This window comes from Aeromonas sp. R1-2 (genome assembly GCF_040908505.1).
GTDB lineage: Bacteria > Pseudomonadota > Gammaproteobacteria > Enterobacterales > Aeromonadaceae > Aeromonas > Aeromonas veronii.
The window spans coordinates 94,846-113,812 of the sequence record NZ_JBFODU010000052.1 but is presented as its reverse complement, the minus strand read 5'-3'; the positions used below and the strand labels follow the sequence as shown (position 1 = coordinate 113,812).

General features: G+C 57.0%; 28 protein-coding genes, 1 other RNA gene and 1 pseudogene. 4 read left to right on the top strand and 26 right to left on the bottom strand.

Translation table 11 applies throughout. From position 1 onward, the window contains the following. The first annotated feature begins 1 nt into the window (after position 1). Positions 2 to 664, top strand: a complete 663-nt coding sequence (locus AB5Y76_RS18435) for a hypothetical protein (RefSeq protein WP_335838130.1) — start codon at positions 2 to 4, stop codon at positions 662 to 664. Between the two features lie 359 nt (positions 665 to 1,023). Here AB5Y76_RS18435 and AB5Y76_RS18430 read toward each other — a convergent pair whose 3' ends face one another. From AB5Y76_RS18430 to AB5Y76_RS18375, 12 genes are all read right to left on the bottom strand, one after another. After that, positions 1,024 to 2,322, bottom strand: coding sequence for a DUF935 domain-containing protein (locus tag AB5Y76_RS18430; RefSeq protein ID WP_368177787.1), 1,299 nt, complete (start codon positions 2,320 to 2,322; stop codon positions 1,024 to 1,026). After that, positions 2,322 to 3,890, bottom strand: coding sequence for a terminase family protein (locus AB5Y76_RS18425; RefSeq protein WP_368177788.1), 1,569 nt, complete (start codon positions 3,888 to 3,890; stop codon positions 2,322 to 2,324). Before AB5Y76_RS18425 ends, AB5Y76_RS18430 begins: the two co-directional genes overlap by 1 nt. After that, positions 3,890 to 4,465 carry a DUF3486 family protein gene (locus tag AB5Y76_RS18420; protein WP_106843604.1) on the bottom strand — a complete coding sequence of 192 codons (576 nt, stop codon included), beginning with the start codon at positions 4,463 to 4,465 and terminating at the stop codon, positions 3,890 to 3,892. Before AB5Y76_RS18420 ends, AB5Y76_RS18425 begins: the two co-directional genes overlap by 1 nt. A 14-nt stretch (positions 4,466 to 4,479) precedes the next feature. Next, entirely contained in the window at positions 4,480 to 4,776 is a 297-nt protein-coding gene (locus AB5Y76_RS18415; protein ID WP_068982158.1) for a hypothetical protein, read from the bottom strand. Beyond that, positions 4,773 to 5,087 carry a DUF2730 family protein gene (locus AB5Y76_RS18410; protein WP_016350122.1) on the bottom strand — a complete coding sequence of 105 codons (315 nt, stop codon included), beginning with the start codon at positions 5,085 to 5,087 and terminating at the stop codon, positions 4,773 to 4,775. Before AB5Y76_RS18410 ends, AB5Y76_RS18415 begins: the two co-directional genes overlap by 4 nt. Then, a complete protein-coding gene (locus AB5Y76_RS18405) occupies positions 5,068 to 5,295 on the bottom strand; it encodes a TraR/DksA C4-type zinc finger protein (RefSeq protein ID WP_368177789.1) in 228 nt (75 codons plus the stop codon). Before AB5Y76_RS18405 ends, AB5Y76_RS18410 begins: the two co-directional genes overlap by 20 nt. Before the next feature lie 167 nt (positions 5,296 to 5,462). Next, the gene (locus AB5Y76_RS18400; RefSeq protein ID WP_005353373.1) at positions 5,463 to 5,684 is read right to left on the bottom strand and encodes a hypothetical protein; all 222 of its coding nucleotides are present in this window, start codon (positions 5,682 to 5,684) and stop codon (positions 5,463 to 5,465) included. Beyond that, positions 5,677 to 5,994: a hypothetical protein gene (locus AB5Y76_RS18395; protein ID WP_368177790.1), complete on the bottom strand. Its 318-nt coding sequence runs from the start codon at positions 5,992 to 5,994 to the stop codon at positions 5,677 to 5,679. Before AB5Y76_RS18395 ends, AB5Y76_RS18400 begins: the two co-directional genes overlap by 8 nt. Then, positions 5,991 to 6,566: a glycoside hydrolase family 108 protein gene (locus AB5Y76_RS18390; protein ID WP_368177791.1), complete on the bottom strand. Its 576-nt coding sequence runs from the start codon at positions 6,564 to 6,566 to the stop codon at positions 5,991 to 5,993. The genes AB5Y76_RS18395 and AB5Y76_RS18390 overlap by 4 nt, the downstream gene beginning before the upstream one ends. A 440-nt stretch (positions 6,567 to 7,006) precedes the next feature. Continuing rightward, on the bottom strand, positions 7,007 to 7,588 hold the full coding sequence (locus AB5Y76_RS18385; RefSeq protein ID WP_257124841.1) for a hypothetical protein: 582 nt from the start codon (positions 7,586 to 7,588) through the stop codon (positions 7,007 to 7,009). A 5-nt stretch (positions 7,589 to 7,593) separates the two neighbouring features. Next, the gene (locus tag AB5Y76_RS18380) at positions 7,594 to 7,932 is read right to left on the bottom strand and encodes a hypothetical protein (protein ID WP_257124840.1); all 339 of its coding nucleotides are present in this window, start codon (positions 7,930 to 7,932) and stop codon (positions 7,594 to 7,596) included. 111 nt (positions 7,933 to 8,043) lie between these two features. Continuing rightward, positions 8,044 to 8,478 carry a Mor transcription activator family protein gene (locus tag AB5Y76_RS18375; protein WP_368177792.1) on the bottom strand — a complete coding sequence of 145 codons (435 nt, stop codon included), beginning with the start codon at positions 8,476 to 8,478 and terminating at the stop codon, positions 8,044 to 8,046. 130 nt (positions 8,479 to 8,608) lie between these two features. On the opposite strand from AB5Y76_RS18375, the gene AB5Y76_RS18370 reads away from it, so the two are divergent. Both AB5Y76_RS18370 and AB5Y76_RS18365 read left to right on the top strand, forming a co-directional pair. Further along, complete coding sequence (locus tag AB5Y76_RS18370; protein WP_368177793.1) at positions 8,609 to 8,986, top strand: hypothetical protein; 378 nt, start codon at positions 8,609 to 8,611, stop codon at positions 8,984 to 8,986. A gap of 70 nt (positions 8,987 to 9,056) precedes the next feature. Beyond that, on the top strand, positions 9,057 to 9,851 hold the full coding sequence (locus AB5Y76_RS18365; protein WP_368177794.1) for a toll/interleukin-1 receptor domain-containing protein: 795 nt from the start codon (positions 9,057 to 9,059) through the stop codon (positions 9,849 to 9,851). Here the strand turns inward: AB5Y76_RS18365 and AB5Y76_RS18360 are convergent. From AB5Y76_RS18360 to AB5Y76_RS18305, 12 genes are all read right to left on the bottom strand, one after another. Beyond that, a complete protein-coding gene (locus AB5Y76_RS18360; RefSeq protein ID WP_368177795.1) occupies positions 9,838 to 10,302 on the bottom strand; it encodes a gp16 family protein in 465 nt (154 codons plus the stop codon). The two genes, AB5Y76_RS18365 and AB5Y76_RS18360, sit on opposite strands and share 14 nt — an antisense overlap. Then, positions 10,302 to 10,568, bottom strand: a complete 267-nt coding sequence (locus tag AB5Y76_RS18355; RefSeq protein WP_368177796.1) for a hypothetical protein — start codon at positions 10,566 to 10,568, stop codon at positions 10,302 to 10,304. Before AB5Y76_RS18355 ends, AB5Y76_RS18360 begins: the two co-directional genes overlap by 1 nt. Further along, a complete protein-coding gene (locus AB5Y76_RS18350) occupies positions 10,555 to 10,812 on the bottom strand; it encodes a hypothetical protein (RefSeq protein ID WP_368177797.1) in 258 nt (85 codons plus the stop codon). The genes AB5Y76_RS18355 and AB5Y76_RS18350 overlap by 14 nt, the downstream gene beginning before the upstream one ends. 45 nt (positions 10,813 to 10,857) lie before the next feature. Further along, positions 10,858 to 10,927, bottom strand: an RNA gene (locus AB5Y76_RS18345) — hammerhead ribozyme type II. 7 nt (positions 10,928 to 10,934) lie between these two features. Continuing rightward, the gene (locus tag AB5Y76_RS18340) at positions 10,935 to 11,129 is read right to left on the bottom strand and encodes a hypothetical protein (protein WP_368177798.1); all 195 of its coding nucleotides are present in this window, start codon (positions 11,127 to 11,129) and stop codon (positions 10,935 to 10,937) included. A 12-nt stretch (positions 11,130 to 11,141) separates the two neighbouring features. Further along, a complete protein-coding gene (locus tag AB5Y76_RS18335) occupies positions 11,142 to 11,762 on the bottom strand; it encodes a DUF3164 family protein (protein WP_167567774.1) in 621 nt (206 codons plus the stop codon). 10 nt (positions 11,763 to 11,772) lie between these two features. After that, positions 11,773 to 11,952 (bottom strand): hypothetical protein, encoded by a 180-nt coding sequence (locus AB5Y76_RS18330; protein WP_368177799.1) that lies wholly within the window; start codon positions 11,950 to 11,952, stop codon positions 11,773 to 11,775. 19 nt (positions 11,953 to 11,971) lie between these two features. Continuing rightward, positions 11,972 to 12,220 carry a hypothetical protein gene (locus AB5Y76_RS18325; protein ID WP_005353401.1) on the bottom strand — a complete coding sequence of 83 codons (249 nt, stop codon included), beginning with the start codon at positions 12,218 to 12,220 and terminating at the stop codon, positions 11,972 to 11,974. A gap of 56 nt (positions 12,221 to 12,276) precedes the next feature. Further along, the gene (locus AB5Y76_RS18320) at positions 12,277 to 12,828 is read right to left on the bottom strand and encodes a transcriptional regulator (protein WP_041217404.1); all 552 of its coding nucleotides are present in this window, start codon (positions 12,826 to 12,828) and stop codon (positions 12,277 to 12,279) included. Further along, entirely contained in the window at positions 12,812 to 13,390 is a 579-nt protein-coding gene (locus AB5Y76_RS18315) for a hypothetical protein (RefSeq protein ID WP_052143514.1), read from the bottom strand. The genes AB5Y76_RS18320 and AB5Y76_RS18315 overlap by 17 nt, the downstream gene beginning before the upstream one ends. Before the next feature lie 69 nt (positions 13,391 to 13,459). After that, on the bottom strand, positions 13,460 to 14,182 hold the full coding sequence (locus tag AB5Y76_RS18310; protein WP_029300291.1) for an AAA family ATPase: 723 nt from the start codon (positions 14,180 to 14,182) through the stop codon (positions 13,460 to 13,462). 42 nt (positions 14,183 to 14,224) lie between these two features. After that, positions 14,225 to 16,438: a DNA-binding protein gene (locus AB5Y76_RS18305; protein WP_368177800.1), complete on the bottom strand. Its 2,214-nt coding sequence runs from the start codon at positions 16,436 to 16,438 to the stop codon at positions 14,225 to 14,227. Between the two features lie 408 nt (positions 16,439 to 16,846). Between AB5Y76_RS18305 and AB5Y76_RS18300 the strand changes: the two genes are divergently transcribed. Further along, positions 16,847 to 17,593, top strand: a complete 747-nt coding sequence (locus AB5Y76_RS18300; protein ID WP_081318870.1) for a helix-turn-helix transcriptional regulator — start codon at positions 16,847 to 16,849, stop codon at positions 17,591 to 17,593. A gap of 267 nt (positions 17,594 to 17,860) precedes the next feature. Here the strand turns inward: AB5Y76_RS18300 and AB5Y76_RS18295 are convergent. Continuing rightward, a pseudogene (locus AB5Y76_RS18295) lies at positions 17,861 to 18,358 on the bottom strand (AEC family transporter); the annotation flags it as partial. A 12-nt stretch (positions 18,359 to 18,370) separates the two neighbouring features. Next, entirely contained in the window at positions 18,371 to 18,928 is a 558-nt protein-coding gene (locus AB5Y76_RS18290; protein WP_005336887.1) for a YaeQ family protein, read from the bottom strand. Positions 18,929 to 18,967: the final 39 nt, after the last annotated feature.

Below are 18,967 nucleotides of genomic sequence, written 5' to 3'. Positions count from 1 at the left end.
TATGACACAGAACGAGCAATCCACCGGCGCCAAGCGCCCTTTTAAACAGACTCGGGCCCTTATCCGGCTTGCTCTCAACGATGGTCTTACGCAAAAAGAGATCGCCGCACTTTGCCGAACCCAGCAATCTATTGTCAGCGCGTGGGCAAAAGGGACGAAACTGGCCAATGAGGGGCAACTGACCGAATTGCTGACCCGCTATGGCCATACGCTGCGCCGCCAATCCTTTCGCCTCTATTGGTCTATCGATGATGAAACCAAGACGAAGAAATTTTATCGGGTTGAGGGCAAGGTGATTTTCCAGCACATCTTCTACAACCTGCGGCGCGATGCCCGCAGCGGAAAACAGCACAAGATCAACCCGGAAGAGCGCCTGATTGTGCATCACCAAGGGCAGGATACCTTTCGAATAGTTTTTCAAGCGCGCATTCAATTTAACGATGGGCTGTTACTCGATAGCCATCAGGATGATTCGATTTGGTTCTCATCCATTTCTCCCCCACTAACTTGCAAACAACTGGTGGGCCACCTTGATAAGGCCAGCGCTGAAATAGCGTCCACATGGCCTAGCGATGCTCACACTGTCCCCTTTCTGATCCGCCAAGCCCTGCTGCAACACGGCTTTCAGGTGGAAGGGATTGAGGAGTTCCCGGCACAGTGGTAGCCTCACCGGACACCCAAACAGGTGTCAGAGCACCTTAACGCTCTGAAAGGCGGCAATACCGCCACAGATTTGAGCACTCTTGCGAGTTAAGCCCTGTGAACAGCCCTTTGCTCTCACGGCGCGATTCAAATCAACAAGGGGTATGCAGGCGGCTCATACAGAGCTAGGCGAACAGGTCTCCCAGTAGCCGAAATGGCTGTATACCAACAGGGATAGGGGTGGGCGCGATACCCAAGCCGTCAGTATCTGGCCGCTTGGGTATTTTTATTTTCCCCCTGCAACCTCCCCCTCACCCCACCCCTCTCCCGCAAGGGGAGAGGGGGCTAAAGAAGATCGGTCGCTAAAAACAGCAACCGCCATCACCCCTCCCCTTTATCAGCTGGCGGTTTGCTGGCCGACGTAGCAGCAACCAGTTGCGGCTCATCGGGCTCGGCCTGCGGGATCTGCATCTTCTTGTGGGCCCAGTCGAGCGGGATGCGCATGCCGCAGGCTGCCAGCTTGGGCAGGCTGTCGGCATAACGGCAGATATCCTCCGGCTCGGTCACATCAAACTCCAGCCGGGGGCTACGGCGCGGGCCCTGATAGCTCTTGCCGTTCAGGGCATAGAGGGGATAGACCAGATCGCGGGTCAGGGTGGCGGCCAGCTGGCGGAGATCTGCATCCCGTACCTCCTGACGCACCTCGTTATGGACATTACCCAGAGCATTGGTCGAGCTCTTGCCATCGGCCTGCGAGGTCAAGGTGCCCCCCAGAATGGCCTTGCTCATGGAGCGCTCGCACCACTCCATCATCACCACAAAGGGGTCGGCCTGACCGCTGGCGGCGTTCTGGAACTCAATCTCCATCCCACGCGGAATAATGCCCCCGGCGTTATGACCGATAGATAGTACCGCCTGCAGCAGAGTGGCCTTCTCTTTCTCGGTCGCCCCTTCCGGGTATTTGCCAAGGCGCACCGGCAGGCCGTAGATCTCCAAAAACTCGGCAAGATCCCGCACGCTGTAGTTCTTGAACAGAAACGGCCAGATCAGGGTACGGACAAGACCGGTGCGGGCCAGATACCCCGATTTGGACTTGGCCTTGTGCAGCAGCCAGCCAAAGGGGTTGAGGGCAACCCCTTCCTGGCTGCCGTCTCGCAAGCGCAGCTGATTGCGATCATCCGGGTGGGTCTGGAACCAGGCAGGGTCGCGCCAGACGATGCCCTTGGGGATCTGCAGCCCCTCGACCATCTCCCAGCCGCAGAACTCCTGGGCACTGAACCCCTTGAGGATCCCGTCGGTGGCATCAAAGATGGCATCATCCAACCAGGTGAAGTCCTCCAGCAGCTCCCGGATAAGCTCGGCATCGCGCTTCTCGGCTGGAGACGCATTGCGGGGCGGCTCGATTGTCCAGCTCACCCCCAGCAGGGCGCGGCGGCGTTTGCCGAGCTCACTCTGCAGGTGGGCATCCTTCTCCTCCATATCTTCGGCCAGCTCGCACTGGGCGAGCAGGCCCCCTTCCTCGGCCTCTTTCAACGCAGCCGCCGCTTTGCCGGGGGTTAGCCCGATAGTCGGGTGATCGCTGTAGTGACGGCGCAGCTGGGCCAACTTGGCATCGTTCTCGGTCTGCGGCTCTTTTTCCAGGCTCATGGTTTTGCCATGGATATCAATGATCCTGCCCATTACCAGGCTCCTCGCTCATATCGGTGATAGTCATCGTTGTTGTCGCTGCCATGGTCATCACGTTTACCTGGTAGTGGGGTGAACTCGATGGCGCCCCCCTCCATCCAGCTGGCCCGCACCGCCATGGCCAAGGCCACCGCAAAGTCACCGTGGCGCTGTTGGCCCCCTTGGCCGGTGTTCTTGCCCTTGTCGATCTTGGGGATGCCGTTGATGACCTGGATTTTCCCCAAGTCATCCTGCACGTCTGCATGGCGCGGGATGGTCAGGTTGCCATCCTCAAACTCTGCCTTGAGCTTGGGCATCCACTCCCGATACCAGGGGTCATTGAGCATCACGCACTCGATCATGCTGGCGCCCCAGCGCAGTCTGGCAGCCTCTGCCAGATAGCCGCCGTTACCGGTGGCATCGAAGGCCGCCGCCGTGAAACGGTGCAACCCCTGCAGCAGGTAGAACAGGATCTGGCGCTGACTCTCATAGGGGGCATTGACCAGCTCCACCACAAAGGGCACCTGTTTGCGCAAGTTGGTGGTGATGGAGAGCGGAACGAACACCGACAAGTCCCCCTTGCGGGCGAAGTCCTCTCCAAACGCATGGCGGCAACTGCGATCGAGCGCTTCCAGACAGGGCTTGAGGTTCTCCTCGCACCAGATATCCACCACTGCCTTGCGGGTCTCCTCGCTCGAGAGCTCAAAGTCTTTGGGGGCGGTAAAGCGCAGGATGGGGATATCCGGTTGCATCGCCCGCTCGATCAGGGTGCGCTTGATATAGACGCCGCTGCTCTGCTTGGGTACGCAGAAATACTCCTCAAGGGCATCCTCTTCGGTGGCGGTGGCCTTGAGCAGCCCCGCCTTCCAGGCGTCCTCTGCTTCCTGTGTCCAAAGGCCGCCCTTGACCTGGCAGATCCGGCGATAGAGCCCCTGGCGGCAAGCATCGTCCAGGCTGATGGTATGGATGGAATACTCTTTGCGGCCCGCGCGGCTGTCGTTGATGAGCTGGTTAAACAGGTTATCGACGCCGTTATGGGTACTGATCAACCGCACCTTGGCGCCCCACATGGTCAGCGCCATGGCGGCCTTCAACACCTCGGCCAGTCGGTCGTGGAATGCGGCCTCGTCGATGGTCACATTGCCCTGCATCCCCCGCAGGTTGGAGGGGTTACTGGAGAGCGCCTGCACCTTGAAGCCAGAGGCGAAATAGACCACGAAGGTGAGGATCGCTTTATCCTCATCGTCGGTGAACACCTCCTCCTGGATCTCACCGGCCGCCTTGTTGTACGCCTTGGCCCACATCGCTACCGCATCGATAAACTCGCGGGCCATCTCCTTGTTGCTGCCCACATAAAAGTGGTGGCAGCCCCCGGCCGTCTTGGTCTTGGAGGCCGTCAGGGCTGCATCAGCAGCCTCCGCCCAGGTGATACCGGTGCGGCGGCTCTTCTCGGCAATCTTGAGCGGGCTCTCGTCGGCAATCCAGATGCGCTGGTATGGCAGCAACACCTCGTCGGGGTTGTATTCGGTACCCAGGGTCTGGGCCAACTGTTGGGCGATAGGGGTCTGAGTAATGGAGGTCATCAGGCAATCCCCAGGATTTCGCGGCGTATCTCGGCGGCGGCTTCACCGCTCAAGCCCGCCTGAGTCACGATGGCTTCAGTCTTGGCGGCGATCTCTTCGGCAAATGCCTGGCGGATCTCTTTCTCCCGCTTGTGACTCTGCATCGCGGTCGATTCGAGCCGCTGGGCCGCCAGCATGGCGTTTTTCAGCATGTCGATATCCACCGCCTCCTCCGGGTTCTGCACCTGAGCCAGCATCGCCTTGAACAACTGGGAACGGCCCAGCTCCAGAATGAGCTTGGTGGTCTCCCCCATCGGCTTGTCGCCAAGCTGGGAGGTCAAGGCGGCCGTGGTTTCGCGCAAATCCCGCAGGTGCTGGCCGACCTGTTCAACCTGGCTGGCATGACGGCTCAACCCGGAGCGGGATAGCTTGAGATCATCGGGCAACCCCGCCTCCTCGATCAGGCCGTTGATCTCATCCAGGATGGCAGCCTGACTGTTGCCCTTGTCCCGCAGCATCTCGTTGAGCGCGTTGCGGATGGACTCAGGCAGCAGCCACACCTTGCTGGCGCGGCCTCGGGTAGGCTTCTCACTCATGCTTAATCCTCCCCTTAATCCCCAGCCCTGGGCTTCTTGACGCCGGGTACCGTTGCCCGGCCCTCTGCCGCATCCTGGCCACGACCGGTCAGGTGAGCCACCTGCACCGTAGCCAGTCGCTCGATGCGTACCAGCCCCTGCTCTTCCAGCCAGGCCAGCAGGATCTTCACCCGATCCCGCGTCACCCGGCCGGTACCCAGCTGGTCAAGGCAGTCATTGAGGATTGACTCGTTGGCGGCACCACCGATATCCAGCAGGGAGCGCAGGATCACCAGCCGCTGCTGGGCGTCCAATATTTGTTGAATGCTCATGGCTTCTCCTTCTGTACAGCGGCGAGCTCATTTTCCAACAGCAGATCGGCAAGGCGACGGGCTTGGCGCAGCTCCGGCTTCACCTCCCGCAACTCCCCCCGCAACTCGCTGATCTCCAACTGCAGCTTGTGCAGCTCACGCTCGCTCGGCAGATCAGCCAGTACCTGCTCCACCCGCTGGACTCTCTGCACCAGGGCCGTGAGGTCTTCGCGCTTGGCGTAGGTTTTGGAGAGCAAGATGATGACCACCAGACCCACCAAGCTGGCCAATGCATAAAGAGGCCCCCAGTTCTTAACGATGAATTCCCACACGGGTCGCCTCCTTGCGCTCATACAGGGTCTGGCACTCGATACAGCGCTCGGCACCAGGCTCGGCGGCAAGGCGGGAGGACGGGATGGCTTCGTCACAATCGCAACAGATACCATCGCCGTGTGGCCTTTCCCTGTTCTGGTGGGCTTCGATAATGCGCCCAGTTCGATCGGCATCGGCCAGCTGGGCACGGTCTATTTGGTCTGTCACATGACCTCTCTCGGAGCCCATCCCATTAGGCTATTTCACTTGCCATTTTGGCCCTGGGCAGTGCTCGAAAGCCTCACGTACTGCGTGTACGCTGCGGTTTCTGCGCGCTGTCCGAGACCAAACTGGCTGCGCCAATAACGCCTACTGGAACAGGCTCAAACAGTGTTTTAACGGACGGTATGGGTCGCCTTGATGCGGCCCCAGATGGCGAGCAGGCCACCCACCGCACTGGCCAGATCCACCAGAGTGGATGCCAAGCTCGCTTGGGTACCCGCATCGACCGGCACACCGAACAGACCCGCAATACCGGCCCCCACGGCAATCACACCACCGATCACGGTGCGGCTTTTAAAGGCAGACTTCGCTTGAGGTAACAGGGAATCAGGCATGATGGACTTCCTTCTTTTTGGGGTGAAATAACGGAGGTTGGCAATGACGGGCACGGGCCCGCAGGCGATCCAGTTCGGTCACCGAACGCCAGCCTTTCTCAAACAGGGATTGACGGGTCTGGTGGTGGCTATAGAGCGGGATCGCCTTCGGGTCAGCGATCTGATTGGCCAGAGCGGCCTTGAGATGGGCTTTGCGCCCATCCTTGAAGCAAGCGAGGTAACGGGGGTTCTTGAGCTCAGGAATGCCAAAGTAGCCCGCAGCCTGGATCGCGGCCGCCGCCTTCTGTTGCTTGATGGTCAGCACGCTCATGCCACCACCTCGCCAACCACGTCGGAAAGGAGGTAGCTCTGCAGACGCAGCAGCCGGTTGATCCAGCCATCGGCATTGGCCCACTGGCTCGGGTCTTTGCGCACAATGCCGTGCATGAAGCTGGCCCGCTGCATCATCAACGCCAGCAACAACTGGCCTTCACCCTTGGCGCCCAGTTGCTGCTTGAGCCTGCCAATCGATACCGGGCCAAGGCGACCATCTGCCATCACCCCCAAGACCTGCTGCAGCTGTTGGATGGCGCGTTTCGGCCCGTGATGCACCGCTGCATCAAACACGGCGATAGCGAGGGCCGGGCTTAAGCTGGCGATCAGGTCACAGCGGGCGGGCGCCCAGTAGTTCTGGCGGTAAAAGGGCTCGGTATGGGCCGGAGTCAGATCACCGATAGCGATATCGGGTACCCCATCCCGATCGAGGTCGGCCATGCCGTCCTTCTTGCCATCGGCGGCATCGGCGATGCCGTACTTGGTATGACCACCCCGGTCTGCCGGGTGGTTGACTTCCCCCCCTTCCACATCAGGACGAAGCAACCATTTAAGAGCGAGTGATAACATAAAGGCCCCTCGGTGAACTGCGTTATCAGCAGCGTACCGAGGGGCCTCTATGGCATGGGTTTATGGTGGGTTAGTTAACTTGAATGCTAGCAAAAAGCCCCTCAGCAAGTCACTGAAGGGCCGAAGCTATTCTTTTTTAAACAGTGTTGTGACCCAGCATAGAAAAGCCATCACGCCACCGGATAAAAATGCGATGTCTATGCGACTAATAATCTCGAGAACCAAGTCCATTTTGTCACTGTTGGTTACACCCAACGTTGCATACAAAATAAATGCGTAACAAACTATAAATAAGAGCGCAATTATATCAAATGTAAGATTGAATCTATGGTTGTCTTTGGTTGGCAAAAAAGATGCCAACTCTTTAAGAGTATTTGGTATGAAGTTAAACAACTGACTAAAATCAGGCATTTTATCAAATCATTTCCTTGACTGGGCCATTACTGTTTTCTTAAAGCATCAACTTTGTTCAGCTGAATGCCACAAGACCCCAGAACCCCAATGCCAGCTAAAACACCTGGAACAACATCTACCCAGCTTAGTAGACCAAAGACTGCAGACGCAATCCCCGCCCCTATGAGTAACGTCACACTATTGACGGTGGTCTTGAAGATTCTTTCACGGTGATCAAGATCGGCAGGACTCAGCATAGAACCTTCCTCCCTTACTGTTTCAGAGACTACAGAAGAGCCTTCAAAAGCTTGGCAATCGCTAGTTGGCTCGATGCTCTCTTCTTCAACGTACACGTCAGACTCACACTTGTCACGTCGTATAACACGAGAAACCTCTGTGGAAACAACGATTGGTGCTGGAGAAATCTTGACATTGCTAGCGCTAGATTGCTGCATAGGAGTCAACGAAACGACTGCAACCGCTGCGCATGAAGTTAAGACTTTAAGCACACCGTTAGAACTCCACGATGGAACTGCTTCATTGACTGAAGAACTCCGAACATAAGGAGGAAACTGCGCAGTGTTTTTTGCACCGTCTTTATGACCGTGAGTGACCATGTCTGTAGCCATCTGGATCAAGGATTGGGGCGCTGTTGCATAGAAATATCTTCAATTAGAGAGTTAAGCATATCCCTTAGACCCATAAGACTCTCTATTGACATACTAACCCCTGTTACATGTTCACGTAACGGGCTCGCCTCAATTTGACCATTCGCACGCATTACAGAGGGGTTGTGTTCATCAGTGACAAGTCCCTCTCGATTATATCGAACTCTATCAGCAAAAAATGACATCTCGATGCGACCATCCATCGGATTTACGGTGACACCACTAGCTACATGAACCTGATAGTTGGAGCTACGAGCATGTTCAACTGTCAGCATTGTTTGATTGTTAGTTGGATGTTCTGTCATTTTAGGACTCAAGCGAATTCATTTTGGTGCCAAATAGGGCTGAACTATATCACGCTAATATCGATAAATCACCATCAACCAATGACTTACTTTATCTTCATCACGAAAACTTCATGTATCAACCGACACAAATAGTCTTCCTTGTCGTTGTTTTAATGCTAATGATCTCTGCTCCGCAACCACAGCATAGGTCTGCGGAACCGAGAGGCCATGCTTACGGGCAAGCTGGTCGATATTGCGGCCATTGAACTCATCCCAGATAGCTCTGTCCCGCAGCGCTGCCTTGAGATGCTCCCCGGTGGGGATGTAGTAGGCACGCCCCCCCATGTAATGGGCCTGTACCAGCGCCAGCTTTCGCGCCTGAGCCTTGGCCTGTTCTTGCACCATTCCCCCTCTTACCAGTTCGCAGGCCAGCACATCCACCAGCTCGCTCAGGGCTTTGGGCCATTTGGCCGTCAGTTCCGAGGCCGGGACCTGGTCGAGGCGATCGACCAGTTGCCCCAACGAGGCGTGATCATCAGCAAAGAGATCCTGATTCTGTTCCATGACTCCCCCGACAAAATAGAAAAAGCGGTGCGCCGATTAGAACACAGGCCATTTTATGCGCACATTTTTTAGCGCATACTGAGTCCCTTAACTCTCTTCCCAACAAAATTCATGGAAAGGTCTGAAAACTATGGGCCGACGTTATTATCGACGGAGAAACCAGTCACTTATTACCGACACCGCCAGCACTATGCTGATGAGTTCCTGGTGGGGTGCTCTAATGCTGGGCCTGATCGGATATGGGCTTTTCTACTGGCTACTACCCGCATGGATCATCAGCAAGATTCAAGAAATCCCTCAGCTCACAACCGGTTTGGATCTCCGAACCATGGCCTTCCAAGCTGTTGCGCGCAGACTACATTGGTCTGAGTTCGTTGGAATGGCATTCCTATGGTTAGGTCTCTTGATTGCAGGTATCAAGCTGCTGGCAACGGGACTGGAACCGAGCCAACACCATTCAGGGCTGCTCGGTTTTCTAGCCCGCTTGCTGGCGCGGTGGAGTGACTAGGATTCTGCTGGCCCCTGTTTCGCCCATCAGATAAAATCCCCCTTCAATCAGCGGGTTAATGGGGTAAGCGATGAAGGTATTTCTGAGTTGGTCGGGGGAACGCAGTCGATTGGTGGCCACCTTGCTGGATGAGTGGCTGCGTTGCGTATTGCAGGCGATCCGCCCCTGGATCTCCACCAAGGATATTGACCGGGGTTCACTCTGGTTTAGCGAAATCCAAGACCAGTTGCAGGATGTGACAACCGGCATAATCTGCCTGACCCAAGAGAACAAAGAGAAACCCTGGATACTCTTTGAGGCTGGCGCACTGGCCAAGGGCCTCTCCAACTCTCGTGTCTGCACCCTGCTGATCGACCTGGAGCCCCACGATATTCGAGACCCCTTGGCTCAGTTCAACCATACCAAGCCAGACCAAGGTGGTATTTATGCCCTAGTGCATACGCTCAACAACCGCTTGGGGGATAACCGCCTAGACCCCGCTATTCTGACCAAGGTACTGGACACCTATTGGGCGCAATTTGAGCAGCAATTTCAAGCCATTATTGCTAATACCCCGGTTACTGAAAGACCAAAAACACGACCAGAGAAAGACATTCTGGCAGAAATTCTTGAGCATACACGTTCACTTAACCAACGTTTAAACCAATTGGAACGCTCACAGGAACAGCCAAAAGATACTTTTTCACTAGCTAGAACAGTGAATGATATTGAAATCAAAGACCGTGGGATTTTATGCTTAGAAATGGCAAACAGTAATATTGAACCAAAAGATATCGCCAAAGAACTTAAAGTTCCCTTGCAGTGGGTATTAAAAACCTTAGATAAATACGATGCCAAGACATCGTATACTTCTAATATGCCCTAATCTTCCTTTCCCACCACTTTTTCAGCGCCTCCAGCACTTTGACGGCCAGAGGCGCATCCAGCCAGCCCACCTCGGCCACCCCGACCCCACCGTTTAAACGGGCGGTCATCCGTTGCACCCAGTGGTTTAATGCGGTTTCCGAGCCATCCCTGATGATGCCAAGGCGGGCCATCTCGCACCAGATGGCCCTGATTTTGGCAATTTCATTGACCCTGACGTGGCTACCGGTCACCGGACTCAGCCGTCTGTTGGCGGCATGGCGAGCAGGCTTGGGCGTAAAGCCCGCCGTCTTGAAGGCAGCCAGCACCAGTTCCAGCTCCTGCTCGTTCAACAGGGCGGCGCTGCGCTTGCCGGTGTGGCTGGCCAACAGGTCGCGGTAACACTCGTCATCGAGCGCCAACGCACGGCGCCCTACCTGTACCAACCGGATCAGTCTGCTGCGTTTATCCATCACCTATCCCCTCCCCGTTCGGCCTTGCTGTCATGGTGCTGCCCGGCCACTCTCAGCTGTTGGTAGTGCTCATTGAGGCACCCCCGACACCAGCTGGAGAGCCCAGAGGCATCGCTAGCCATACCGAAAAACTCGGTATCCCATGGCCAGAACTCGCCACAACGGGGGCAGCGCTGCTCCAGCCCCAGTTCGGTGATGCAGGCCCGACCGCTTTGCAGGCGACGGGCCAGAATATGGGGAGCCAACAGGGGGCTATAGATGGCCATGGCAATCCCCGGCTTCGTGTACCCCGCCACAATCTCTGGCCAATTTCGCCTGCTGCAATTCGGCCACCAGTTGCCAGCGCATCTGGCAGGCTTCTCCGGCCAGCGCATGAAAACCACGGGCGCGCGCCTCTTTATCAAACTGTTTGAGCTGTTTGCACACAGCCCGTTTGTCAGCCGCTACCAGTGCAATGGCTGCGCTGCTGAATAACTTGGTAAGTCGAATATCCATCTCTGTTTTGGTCATCGCCGTGCTCCTTGTATCAAGACGGTGAAGACCTGGGCCCAGATCGTTTGGTTGCTCATCAGTACCCGGCCACCACACCGGGCAGACAGGGCGGCATCGTCGCCCTGTTTCGCAGCGGGCCATTACTCGAACTGCAGTGGCGTCACCCCTTGATACTCCTCGGCATTGAGGGGGGCAGGCCTCAGCCCCAGCGCCCAGAGCAAGGCGGCCTTGATGCCATCCTCATAGGTGTCGTCGGGGTAGCAGGTGCCCTCGGTTTCGGTGATCTGCTCACAGAGCAGCAGTTGCTCTTCGGCTTTTTCTACGTTGATTTCCATCACGCCTCCTCCCTATACCTTGGCCAGATCCAGGCTCATCTGGATGTAACGCCCGTGAGCGTCACGCTCGTAGAGCCGCAGATATTGGCTGGTGCCGGTCACCTGGATGGCATCGACAGCAGCTTGCATGGCCAATAGCCAATCCGGGTCATCGATATTGAGCTGGCGCAGGGAGAGCACCTGGTTCACGTCGATATGACCGCTCTTGGATACCCGAAAGGCATGGTCTACCAGAGCGCGGATCTCGCTGCTGGCGCCATCGCTCCAACGTTCGATGCACTGGTCAATTAGCGCTTTGGCGGCCTGGATCCGTTCATCAAATTTGCGGTGCTCCCCCACTGCCCGAATGAGCTTGTAACGGCCATCAAAACTGAGCAGGGTCACGTTGCCCTTGGTACCGCCCCACGCCACGCCGTACTGCTCGGCGGAGAGATCCACAAAGTCGGCGATCTGTTGCATGGCGCCAATCTTGAAGGCTGCCAGCTGCGAACGCTGCTCGCGGGCAGCAGCGATAATGGCCAGCACCACTTCATCGCGCAGCTTGTCTGCCGGGGCGATCAGGTTTTCCGGTACCCAGTGCCCCTGAGCGTTCTGGCGCATCGGGGTGGTACTGCTTGTTTGTGCTTCTTGCATGGACTTCTCCTTAATGGATCTTTTTGCTGCCGGGCACCGGAGGGCACATCACGGCGCAGTGTTGCTTTGCTGTCGCGCTCGCCAGCTCCTCCTGGTGGGCCGCGCTGCAGAATTCGAGAAACTTGGGTAACTGGCGCAGCACCACCCGCGCCAGCGCCTCGTCTTCTATCTCAAGCTGGATCTTGCTCATCTCATACCCCTTGCCAGTTTCAGGATTCTTGGCGCCAGTGCAGCAGGCACCCGCCAAAGCGCACCAGGGCAACTTCACGCACCACGCCCGCCAGACATTCACGGCTTAACACGGCGCGCGCCTGCATCTCTTTGGGCAGTGGCCCGGTAACCGCCAGCAGCGGGGTATGGCAAACCCGACTGGTGCGAACGTCATATCCCTTGGCCGTCAGCCAGTGGCTGAGTTGCTCGGCGGTCTTTTGCAAATTGCTGTGCAGATGCTTTTTCATCCCGTTCTCCTTGTGATCTCGTCACCGGGCCCACCGCGAAAGAGCCCCACCAACCCTTATTTGCCTTCTTGCTTGTCGAGCAGCCGGTTGTATTTGATGGCCATGATTTTCAGCTCTTCGGCCAGCAGCTCACTTAGGATGCGCAGGCTGCTGCTGGCATTGTCGCCATCGCTTTTGGCCTGACGGCGCAATCTCGAGAGGGTGGCCTCGGCGTCATAGCGAGCCGTTTTCTGCGACCCTTTGCCCTGCTCTACCGATAACCGCATCGGGCGGCGCAGTTGCTGCGCCTCGGTCAGCTGGCTATGGGGGCAACCGCTGCGGCATGCCTTCCAGAGCTTGATATCCATCGGACTGCTGCCCACTTCGCTGGGGCCTCGGCGTTGGTGCGCGAGACACTGATGCGCCGGGATATCACCCAGGATGGGGCACCTCACCTTGTTGCCCATCAGGGCCCCTTCCACCAGGGTCTGTACCCTTGCCATATCGCCGGGATACTTTTCGTTACAGACCTGGCTGATGGTGGTGCGAGAGAGCCCGAGCTTCTCGGCCACCTGGGCTAGCGAACTGGCCGCCACTTCGGCCTGCAACACCTCAAGCCACGTTTCCATGTGTCTCCTCCTCCCGTTGGAACGGGTATAACTGCTGCTGGTTTTGATCCCAGCAACCATGGTCACGACACAGCGGGGCATAACGGCCTGTATCCCTGACCAGCTGATAGCGTCCTGTCAGGCCGTGTCTGGCGGGTACAGGCAGCAAACTGTCAACTTTGAACAGCACTTTGACGTAACCGGCTTTTACCAACCTATCGGTGTAAAACCAGGCTTGTTTCTGACCCGTCTCTGCCGTCAGCATCAGGTCTGTCAGGGTGAAGAAGCGGCTGATCTTCATGGTGTTCCACATTTTCTGTTGATTGGTTTTGCGCTTGTTCCTGCATTTGGGCCGCTTCTGGCCACTGCTTTTGCCAATCGGTGGCATGTATTGAGCGCTAACCACTTTGAAATAGGCCGGGCGGGATACCACGCCGTCCGGGTGTTTAATGAGGTGGCCAGCGGCCAACCAGTCACGCACGACCTTGTAGATATGTGCCTCCGACATTCCCGTCACGGCGATCACGTCCTTGATCAGAAAAGTCTCTTGCTGGCACATCCATTCCCAGGCTTGCAACGTCATTAGCGTTGCTTTTGTATCAACCACTGGAATCCCTCCCGTGCTTTGTTTTTATTGGCTGTAGCCTGACGGCTAGCGGCTGCGACGCACGTCATGGAGCAGCTCGCTGGCGTCAACGTCCTCCAGCCGGATAATCCGGGCATCAGAGGCCATCGCCATTTTTTCAATCTTGTCGAGGGCCGAGACGATGGTGCGCACCACGCCATTGGAACGCTTGCGGATCAGATCCAGCAGTGCATCGTCGATCTCCACGTCCACCTCCAGCATTTCGCTGGCAATCAGGGACACGTCATCGAGATCGGCCGGTTTGAATTCGATCCACTGGGAGATGCGGTTAAACAGTTGCTTGCGCTGGCTGATGCGGCGGGCAATCTCTTCCATCCCGACCAGGATCAGGGGTTGTTCGGTGGCATCGTAGATATCGCGCAGGGTCTCCATGATGCGGGCATTGCCGACCACGTAATCGGCCTCATCCACGAAGATGGCCAGCTCTTCGGCACGGACGGATTCGATGATGCTATCGACCTGAGCACGCAGGTTATGGCGCTGGGGAATGCCGATCTCTTTGGCAATCTGTTCCAGCAGGCTGGTCACCGTGTCGGCCTTGTAGCAGCGGACATAGATGCCGTTCACTTCGTCCTGGTTGAACAGCCATTCCACAGCGGTGGTCTTGCCAAAGCCGGAGGGGCCATGGATCAGGCCAATGCCTGGCACTATGCTGGAGCGGTTGAGCAAGTTGTCGAGCAGCTGCTCGGTCTTGATCATGTTTTTGACTTCAACGATCTTGTGTTTCATAGTGGGTTTGTCCTTTGTTTTTGGGCCTTTTCGGGCTACTCGCTAACCTTTTGCCTGGGTGCGGCGGGTAGCCCGAACTTCATCCAGATGGCGGTTAATGCGTTTTGCCATCAGCTTGTGGCTGTAGAGGTATCGGGTCAGCCACTCCTTCTCCCGCTCTGTCAGCGGGGTATCCAGCTCCCGCTCTGCCAGATAGATGGCTTGCTCGTACTCGGTCTTGAGTGCTCTCGATTCCTGCCCTGCGGTGGCTTGCGCCCGCTGCGCTTTCGCTTCTCGTCTGGCTTCTATGGCGGCCAGCTCTGCCGCATTGAAACGGGCGGGTTCAGCGGGGGTTGAGACCCCGGTGAGCGCGGCCAATGCCGGGTTATCGAGGGTGAGATCGCGCCGACTGAACGCTTCAATACCCTTGGCCTGATCGACGAAGTGGCGCACCACATCCTGATGGAGCTGGTCGATGCCAAAGGTCTTGGCAAGGTTGCGCATCTCGCGGCGAAAACTGGCCAACGCCTTGGCATCGGCTTTTTTGGCCGCCCGGAAGGCATCGGGACTGATGCCATTGCCCAGCAGGTCGATGTTGATAGCCTCGATCCGCTCGTTCCAATCGCCGGTGCGGTACAAGATGGCGCGGCCCACATCGCTCGGATCGAGAAAGACGCTGACCCGCTGGCTCTTCCAGTTGTGCTCCAACAGTTCGGGGGCGCTGTATTTGAGGCCACCGGCCTTGATAAAGCCTTTGGAGACGGTCGCCTCGCCGATATGGTTGAGCAGCAGATCCAGCGCAGCTTCATCGGGGATGGCGCGGCGCTGATAACGGGCCAGTTGGTACTTTTCATTGGGGCTGACCCCTAGGGCACTGTGCTTGCGGTTGTGGTAACGGGCATCGAGCCAGTTATCGAGCAGGGTTTGCAGCTCTGCGGCTGTCATGGCCAGCTCGTAAATCTCTTTTTGCGCATCCGGTTTGCGCTTCTCTTCCAGGCGCTGGGCAAAGCTCTTGCGGGCCTCTATCACCTGACGGTCTGCCACGCAGTGGCCGATATAGGAGGGCAACAGCTCTATCAGGCCATGGCTCAAGGTGCGGAAAAACCGCTCGATATGGGGTTTCTCCCACCCCGAGTAGGCGTTGGAGCGGCTGATGTTCATACCAAGCAGAGTGCAGATGGACATGACCCGCTGGCTCACGTAGTCAGAGCCGTTATCGGTGCGCATCACGCCGTTATCGTTGAGGGTGCCCCAGGCCAGCAGGGTCTTGCGCAACAGCAAGCAGATCCCTTCGCTCGATGAGCTCTTGGCCACCAGCAGACGAACGCGACGGGTATACACGTCGATCACCGCGATGATGCTGTGGCGACCATCCACCAGCATGGCATCGACCGGAGTGCTATCGAACTCCCACACGTCGTTGGGCTGGGCCATCCAGGGGTACATCTCCTCGATCGCGCTGCGGTATTTGTTGTTGTAGGCATCCGGGTTGGTGGTGTAGGTAAACGCCACCTTGTTCTCTGCCAACCATTTCACCATCCAGCGACGCAAGGAGGATTGGCTGGGGATCTGCCATCCCAGCTGGTTCATTTCGCTGTATTGGCTGGCCAGTTCGTGCAGCGCCCCCCACTTGTTGGCCAGATGGGGCTTGGTAGTGACCAGTGCGGTGAGAAACTGGGCCAGATCCGGGCTCTGTTCGACGGTTGATGGCCGCTCCCGCTGATAGTTGCCAGCCAGGGCTGCGGGGCCTTCATCCGCCAGCGCACTTTGCCAGCGGCGCAGGGTGATCAGACTGAATGGCTTTTGCCTTTCATAAACGCTGACAGGCAGGGCTAGAGTGCGGGCGCGGTATGCCTCGATAAAGGCGCGGCGACCCACCTCCCCTTGCTGGCAGGCGTGATAGGGGGCCAGGAAGATATCGGCGGCCTGCAGGATGAGCAGTCTGGCATCGACCTTCTGGCGAGCCCCCTCCCCCAAAGTCAGCAATTTGCGGCCTGCCTCCGGTTTGACCGGCACCTCGCGTGCCAGCAACTTGGCCATGGCCTTGCCACCCGCTGCATGATCGGTCACTGCATGGCCTTGTGTGGCCACAGCCTGTTCTGCCAGGTAACGGCGGGTTTCAATCGGCAGTGAGCCAATGTGGTATTCGGCCCCTTTGCCTTTCTCGCGCTTGCGGCTTTGCCACTCTTCACGCTCGGCCTTTTTGCGCACACCATCGGGGTAAGCGGGCATGCCGACCAATCCGGCCAGCGCCTGGGCGGTGTACCAGGTGCTCATTGGTCACCTCCCAGCAGGTCGATCCCCAGCGACTCGGACAGCAGGGCCATGATGGCGCGGCTTTCCCGACGCTTGGGGCTAATCCCTCTGGCCGGAGCATAGTGTTTGATGCAACGCTGTACGGCTCGGGGGTGCAACCCTTTAGCGCGGGCCCAAGCAGCTTGGGAATATCCGCATTTTATGAGCTCAGCCCTGATCCACTCTGGTGTTTTCCCTGACATACTCACCCCGTTTCGGTATCATCAAGTGTCGCAGTGCGTATCTTTATCATTCATAAAAGAATGATTTTATGTCGCAATGCGTCACATATGAATGATTGATCACCCCAAAAAGATTGACAAGTCTTTTTGTGCGGAATTTTTTGTCTACCGACTCACCAGCATTAGCCACTAGCCGAGAATTCCTTGTATGTCAGAGCGTTATGAAGAAAAACCACAAGCAGCACAAAAAGACGGTGAGGTATCTTTTCTGACGGCGGGAATGGATACTTTGAGTGACCGTCTGGATGAGCTGCGCGGGAGCCTGAGCTACAAGGCATTTGCCGAACTGGTGGGGATGAGTGAGTCGGGGATGCGCAAATACTTCCCACCGTTTAATTCGCTGCCCACCATCGACAAGGCGCTGCGCATCGCGCGGACGTTCAATGTGAATCTGGAGTGGCTGGCCACCGGTCAGGGCCCGAAACACCCCGATGGAGCGGCCGAGCAGATGGTGCAACGTGAGGAGTTTGATGAGGAGTACGCGCTGATCGATGGCTACCATGTCACCGTCAGTACCGGCCATGGTGCGTTTAATGATGATCATGAGGTTAAACGCAAGCTGGCCTTTCGCCGCAAGTGGCTCACGTTTCGCAAGTTAAACCCGGATAACCTGGTGGTGGTCTTCGCCAAAGGCGACAGCATGGAGCCCACCATCCACTCTGGTGACTCTATCCTGGTCGATATCAGCAAGAATCAGATCGAAGATGGATCCATCTTCGTGTTGCGCCTGGGGGAAGAGCTCTACGCCAAGCGCCTGCAGAAAAACTTCGATGGTGGGATCACCATCATCAGCGACAACCGCGATGATTACCCCCTGCAGGTCGTTCCAGCCAACCAGCTGGAGAACCTGGCCGTGATCGGCAAGGTAGTCTGGGCCGGGCACGATTTTTTTTAGCCAAAAACATCCTAACAACTCCGCCAGTTAGGATTTCGTGACCTGTTTACAAAGGGATTAAACAATCCCAATTAAAACTAGGCATTACGCCTAGTTTTTCATTTTCAGCGCATTGGCTAGCAGCTTGACTCGAAAGTTTTCATTTTGCGGTTAAACGGCTTGGCTTAACCGCATCACGCCACAAGCCCCGCTATTCCTGAGTTTGTCCCGCCATTTCCCACTTGTTTTCACCAGCTCCCGGTTTTTCATTCTTGGTGGTGGGTTACAGTTGGCCACCAGCAAACCGGCCAGCGCGGCCCAGAGCACAGGGCTGCGCAGCCACAACCAGCGAGAGGTATTGGCCGAGAGGATAAACATGCCGACCGAAAAGTGCAGCAGATTGGAGAGCACAAAGAGGATCACGATGGCCCCCAGTTGCTGCTCGCCAAATGCCAGCACCATCAAGGGGATGCCAAGATTGCCGGTATTTCGGAACATGGCGGGCAAGATCAGCGCTGCCCGCTCAATCCCTTTGAGTTTGAGCAGCGCGAGCAGCAGACCGGGTAACAGAATAACCAGCGCCCCCGCCGCAATCAGCGGCAGATGCTCCGCCAGCGCCAGCGGATACTTGACCAGCGCGGAGAAGACCAGCGCAGGGGTAAACAGCTCGATATTGGCCCGATTGACGTAACCGAGCACAGCCCCCGGTCGCAATCGCCCGTAGAGGGCGCCGAGCCCGACCACACCGAACACCGGAATGACGATATTGAGCAAGGCGCTGAACATGGGCGGCGTCCGTTACAGTTCGCGGGCCGGTTTGCCCATCAGCACCACCGGATCCAGCGTCACTTCCAGTGCGCCATTGCTTACCCAGAGCTGACCATCGGAGATAGTGCAGGTGAGCTGCATGGTGCGCTCGACCATGGCGGTGAGCGGCAGAGTCTGGCTGTCGGAGAGTTCGATGATGCTGAGGTTGTCATGCTGGCTCAGCTTGCCCTGGTTCTGCTTCCACCAGACGCTGGTGCCACGACCGCCGTAGAGGTAGAGCACCACCTGACGGGCGCGGTTGCAGGCTTTTTTGAGCCGTTTTTCATCGGGTTGGCCCAGCTCGATCCAGAGCTCTATTTCGTCCGAGTAGTTCTTGCACCAGAGTTCGGGTTCATCATCGGCGCTCAATCCCTTGGTGAATTCCAGTCGCTCGGCAGCGTGCCAGGCAAAGGCCGCCAGCCGGATCATCATCCGCTCATCGGTTTCGGAGGGGTGGCGCGCCAGCGTGAGGGAGAAGTCCTGATACAGATTGCGATCCATATCAGACAAACTGATCTGGGCCTTGAATACGGTTGCCTTGAGAGCCATAGAAAACCTTGAACCCCTGATAAGAGAAGGGTGAGTGGG

Excerpts from the sequence above, each read along its gene's own strand:
- AB5Y76_RS18435 (WP_335838130.1), top strand. The coding sequence starts at position 2 with ATGACACAGAACGAGCAATCCACCGGCGCCAAGCGCCCTTTTAAACAG.
- AB5Y76_RS18430 (WP_368177787.1), bottom strand. The coding sequence starts at position 2,322 with ATGGGCAGGATCATTGATATCCATGGCAAAACCATGAGCCTGGAAAAA.
- AB5Y76_RS18425 (WP_368177788.1), bottom strand. The coding sequence starts at position 3,890 with ATGACCTCCATTACTCAGACCCCTATCGCCCAACAGTTGGCCCAGACC.
- AB5Y76_RS18420 (WP_106843604.1), bottom strand. The coding sequence starts at position 4,465 with ATGAGTGAGAAGCCTACCCGAGGCCGCGCCAGCAAGGTGTGGCTGCTG.
- AB5Y76_RS18415 (WP_068982158.1), bottom strand. The coding sequence starts at position 4,776 with ATGAGCATTCAACAAATATTGGACGCCCAGCAGCGGCTGGTGATCCTG.
- AB5Y76_RS18400 (WP_005353373.1), bottom strand. The coding sequence starts at position 5,684 with ATGCCTGATTCCCTGTTACCTCAAGCGAAGTCTGCCTTTAAAAGCCGC.
- AB5Y76_RS18395 (WP_368177790.1), bottom strand. The coding sequence starts at position 5,994 with ATGAGCGTGCTGACCATCAAGCAACAGAAGGCGGCGGCCGCGATCCAG.
- AB5Y76_RS18390 (WP_368177791.1), bottom strand. The coding sequence starts at position 6,566 with ATGTTATCACTCGCTCTTAAATGGTTGCTTCGTCCTGATGTGGAAGGG.
- AB5Y76_RS18385 (WP_257124841.1), bottom strand. The coding sequence starts at position 7,588 with ATGGCTACAGACATGGTCACTCACGGTCATAAAGACGGTGCAAAAAAC.
- AB5Y76_RS18380 (WP_257124840.1), bottom strand. The coding sequence starts at position 7,932 with ATGACAGAACATCCAACTAACAATCAAACAATGCTGACAGTTGAACAT.
- AB5Y76_RS18375 (WP_368177792.1), bottom strand. The coding sequence starts at position 8,478 with ATGGAACAGAATCAGGATCTCTTTGCTGATGATCACGCCTCGTTGGGG.
- AB5Y76_RS18370 (WP_368177793.1), top strand. The coding sequence starts at position 8,609 with ATGGGCCGACGTTATTATCGACGGAGAAACCAGTCACTTATTACCGAC.
- AB5Y76_RS18365 (WP_368177794.1), top strand. The coding sequence starts at position 9,057 with ATGAAGGTATTTCTGAGTTGGTCGGGGGAACGCAGTCGATTGGTGGCC.
- AB5Y76_RS18360 (WP_368177795.1), bottom strand. The coding sequence starts at position 10,302 with ATGGATAAACGCAGCAGACTGATCCGGTTGGTACAGGTAGGGCGCCGT.
- AB5Y76_RS18355 (WP_368177796.1), bottom strand. The coding sequence starts at position 10,568 with ATGGCCATCTATAGCCCCCTGTTGGCTCCCCATATTCTGGCCCGTCGC.
- AB5Y76_RS18350 (WP_368177797.1), bottom strand. The coding sequence starts at position 10,812 with ATGACCAAAACAGAGATGGATATTCGACTTACCAAGTTATTCAGCAGC.
- AB5Y76_RS18340 (WP_368177798.1), bottom strand. The coding sequence starts at position 11,129 with ATGGAAATCAACGTAGAAAAAGCCGAAGAGCAACTGCTGCTCTGTGAG.
- AB5Y76_RS18335 (WP_167567774.1), bottom strand. The coding sequence starts at position 11,762 with ATGCAAGAAGCACAAACAAGCAGTACCACCCCGATGCGCCAGAACGCT.
- AB5Y76_RS18330 (WP_368177799.1), bottom strand. The coding sequence starts at position 11,952 with ATGAGCAAGATCCAGCTTGAGATAGAAGACGAGGCGCTGGCGCGGGTG.
- AB5Y76_RS18325 (WP_005353401.1), bottom strand. The coding sequence starts at position 12,220 with ATGAAAAAGCATCTGCACAGCAATTTGCAAAAGACCGCCGAGCAACTC.
- AB5Y76_RS18320 (WP_041217404.1), bottom strand. The coding sequence starts at position 12,828 with ATGGAAACGTGGCTTGAGGTGTTGCAGGCCGAAGTGGCGGCCAGTTCG.
- AB5Y76_RS18315 (WP_052143514.1), bottom strand. The coding sequence starts at position 13,390 with ATGACGTTGCAAGCCTGGGAATGGATGTGCCAGCAAGAGACTTTTCTG.
- AB5Y76_RS18310 (WP_029300291.1), bottom strand. The coding sequence starts at position 14,182 with ATGAAACACAAGATCGTTGAAGTCAAAAACATGATCAAGACCGAGCAG.
- AB5Y76_RS18305 (WP_368177800.1), bottom strand. The coding sequence starts at position 16,438 with ATGAGCACCTGGTACACCGCCCAGGCGCTGGCCGGATTGGTCGGCATG.
- AB5Y76_RS18300 (WP_081318870.1), top strand. The coding sequence starts at position 16,847 with ATGTCAGAGCGTTATGAAGAAAAACCACAAGCAGCACAAAAAGACGGT.
- AB5Y76_RS18290 (WP_005336887.1), bottom strand. The coding sequence starts at position 18,928 with ATGGCTCTCAAGGCAACCGTATTCAAGGCCCAGATCAGTTTGTCTGAT.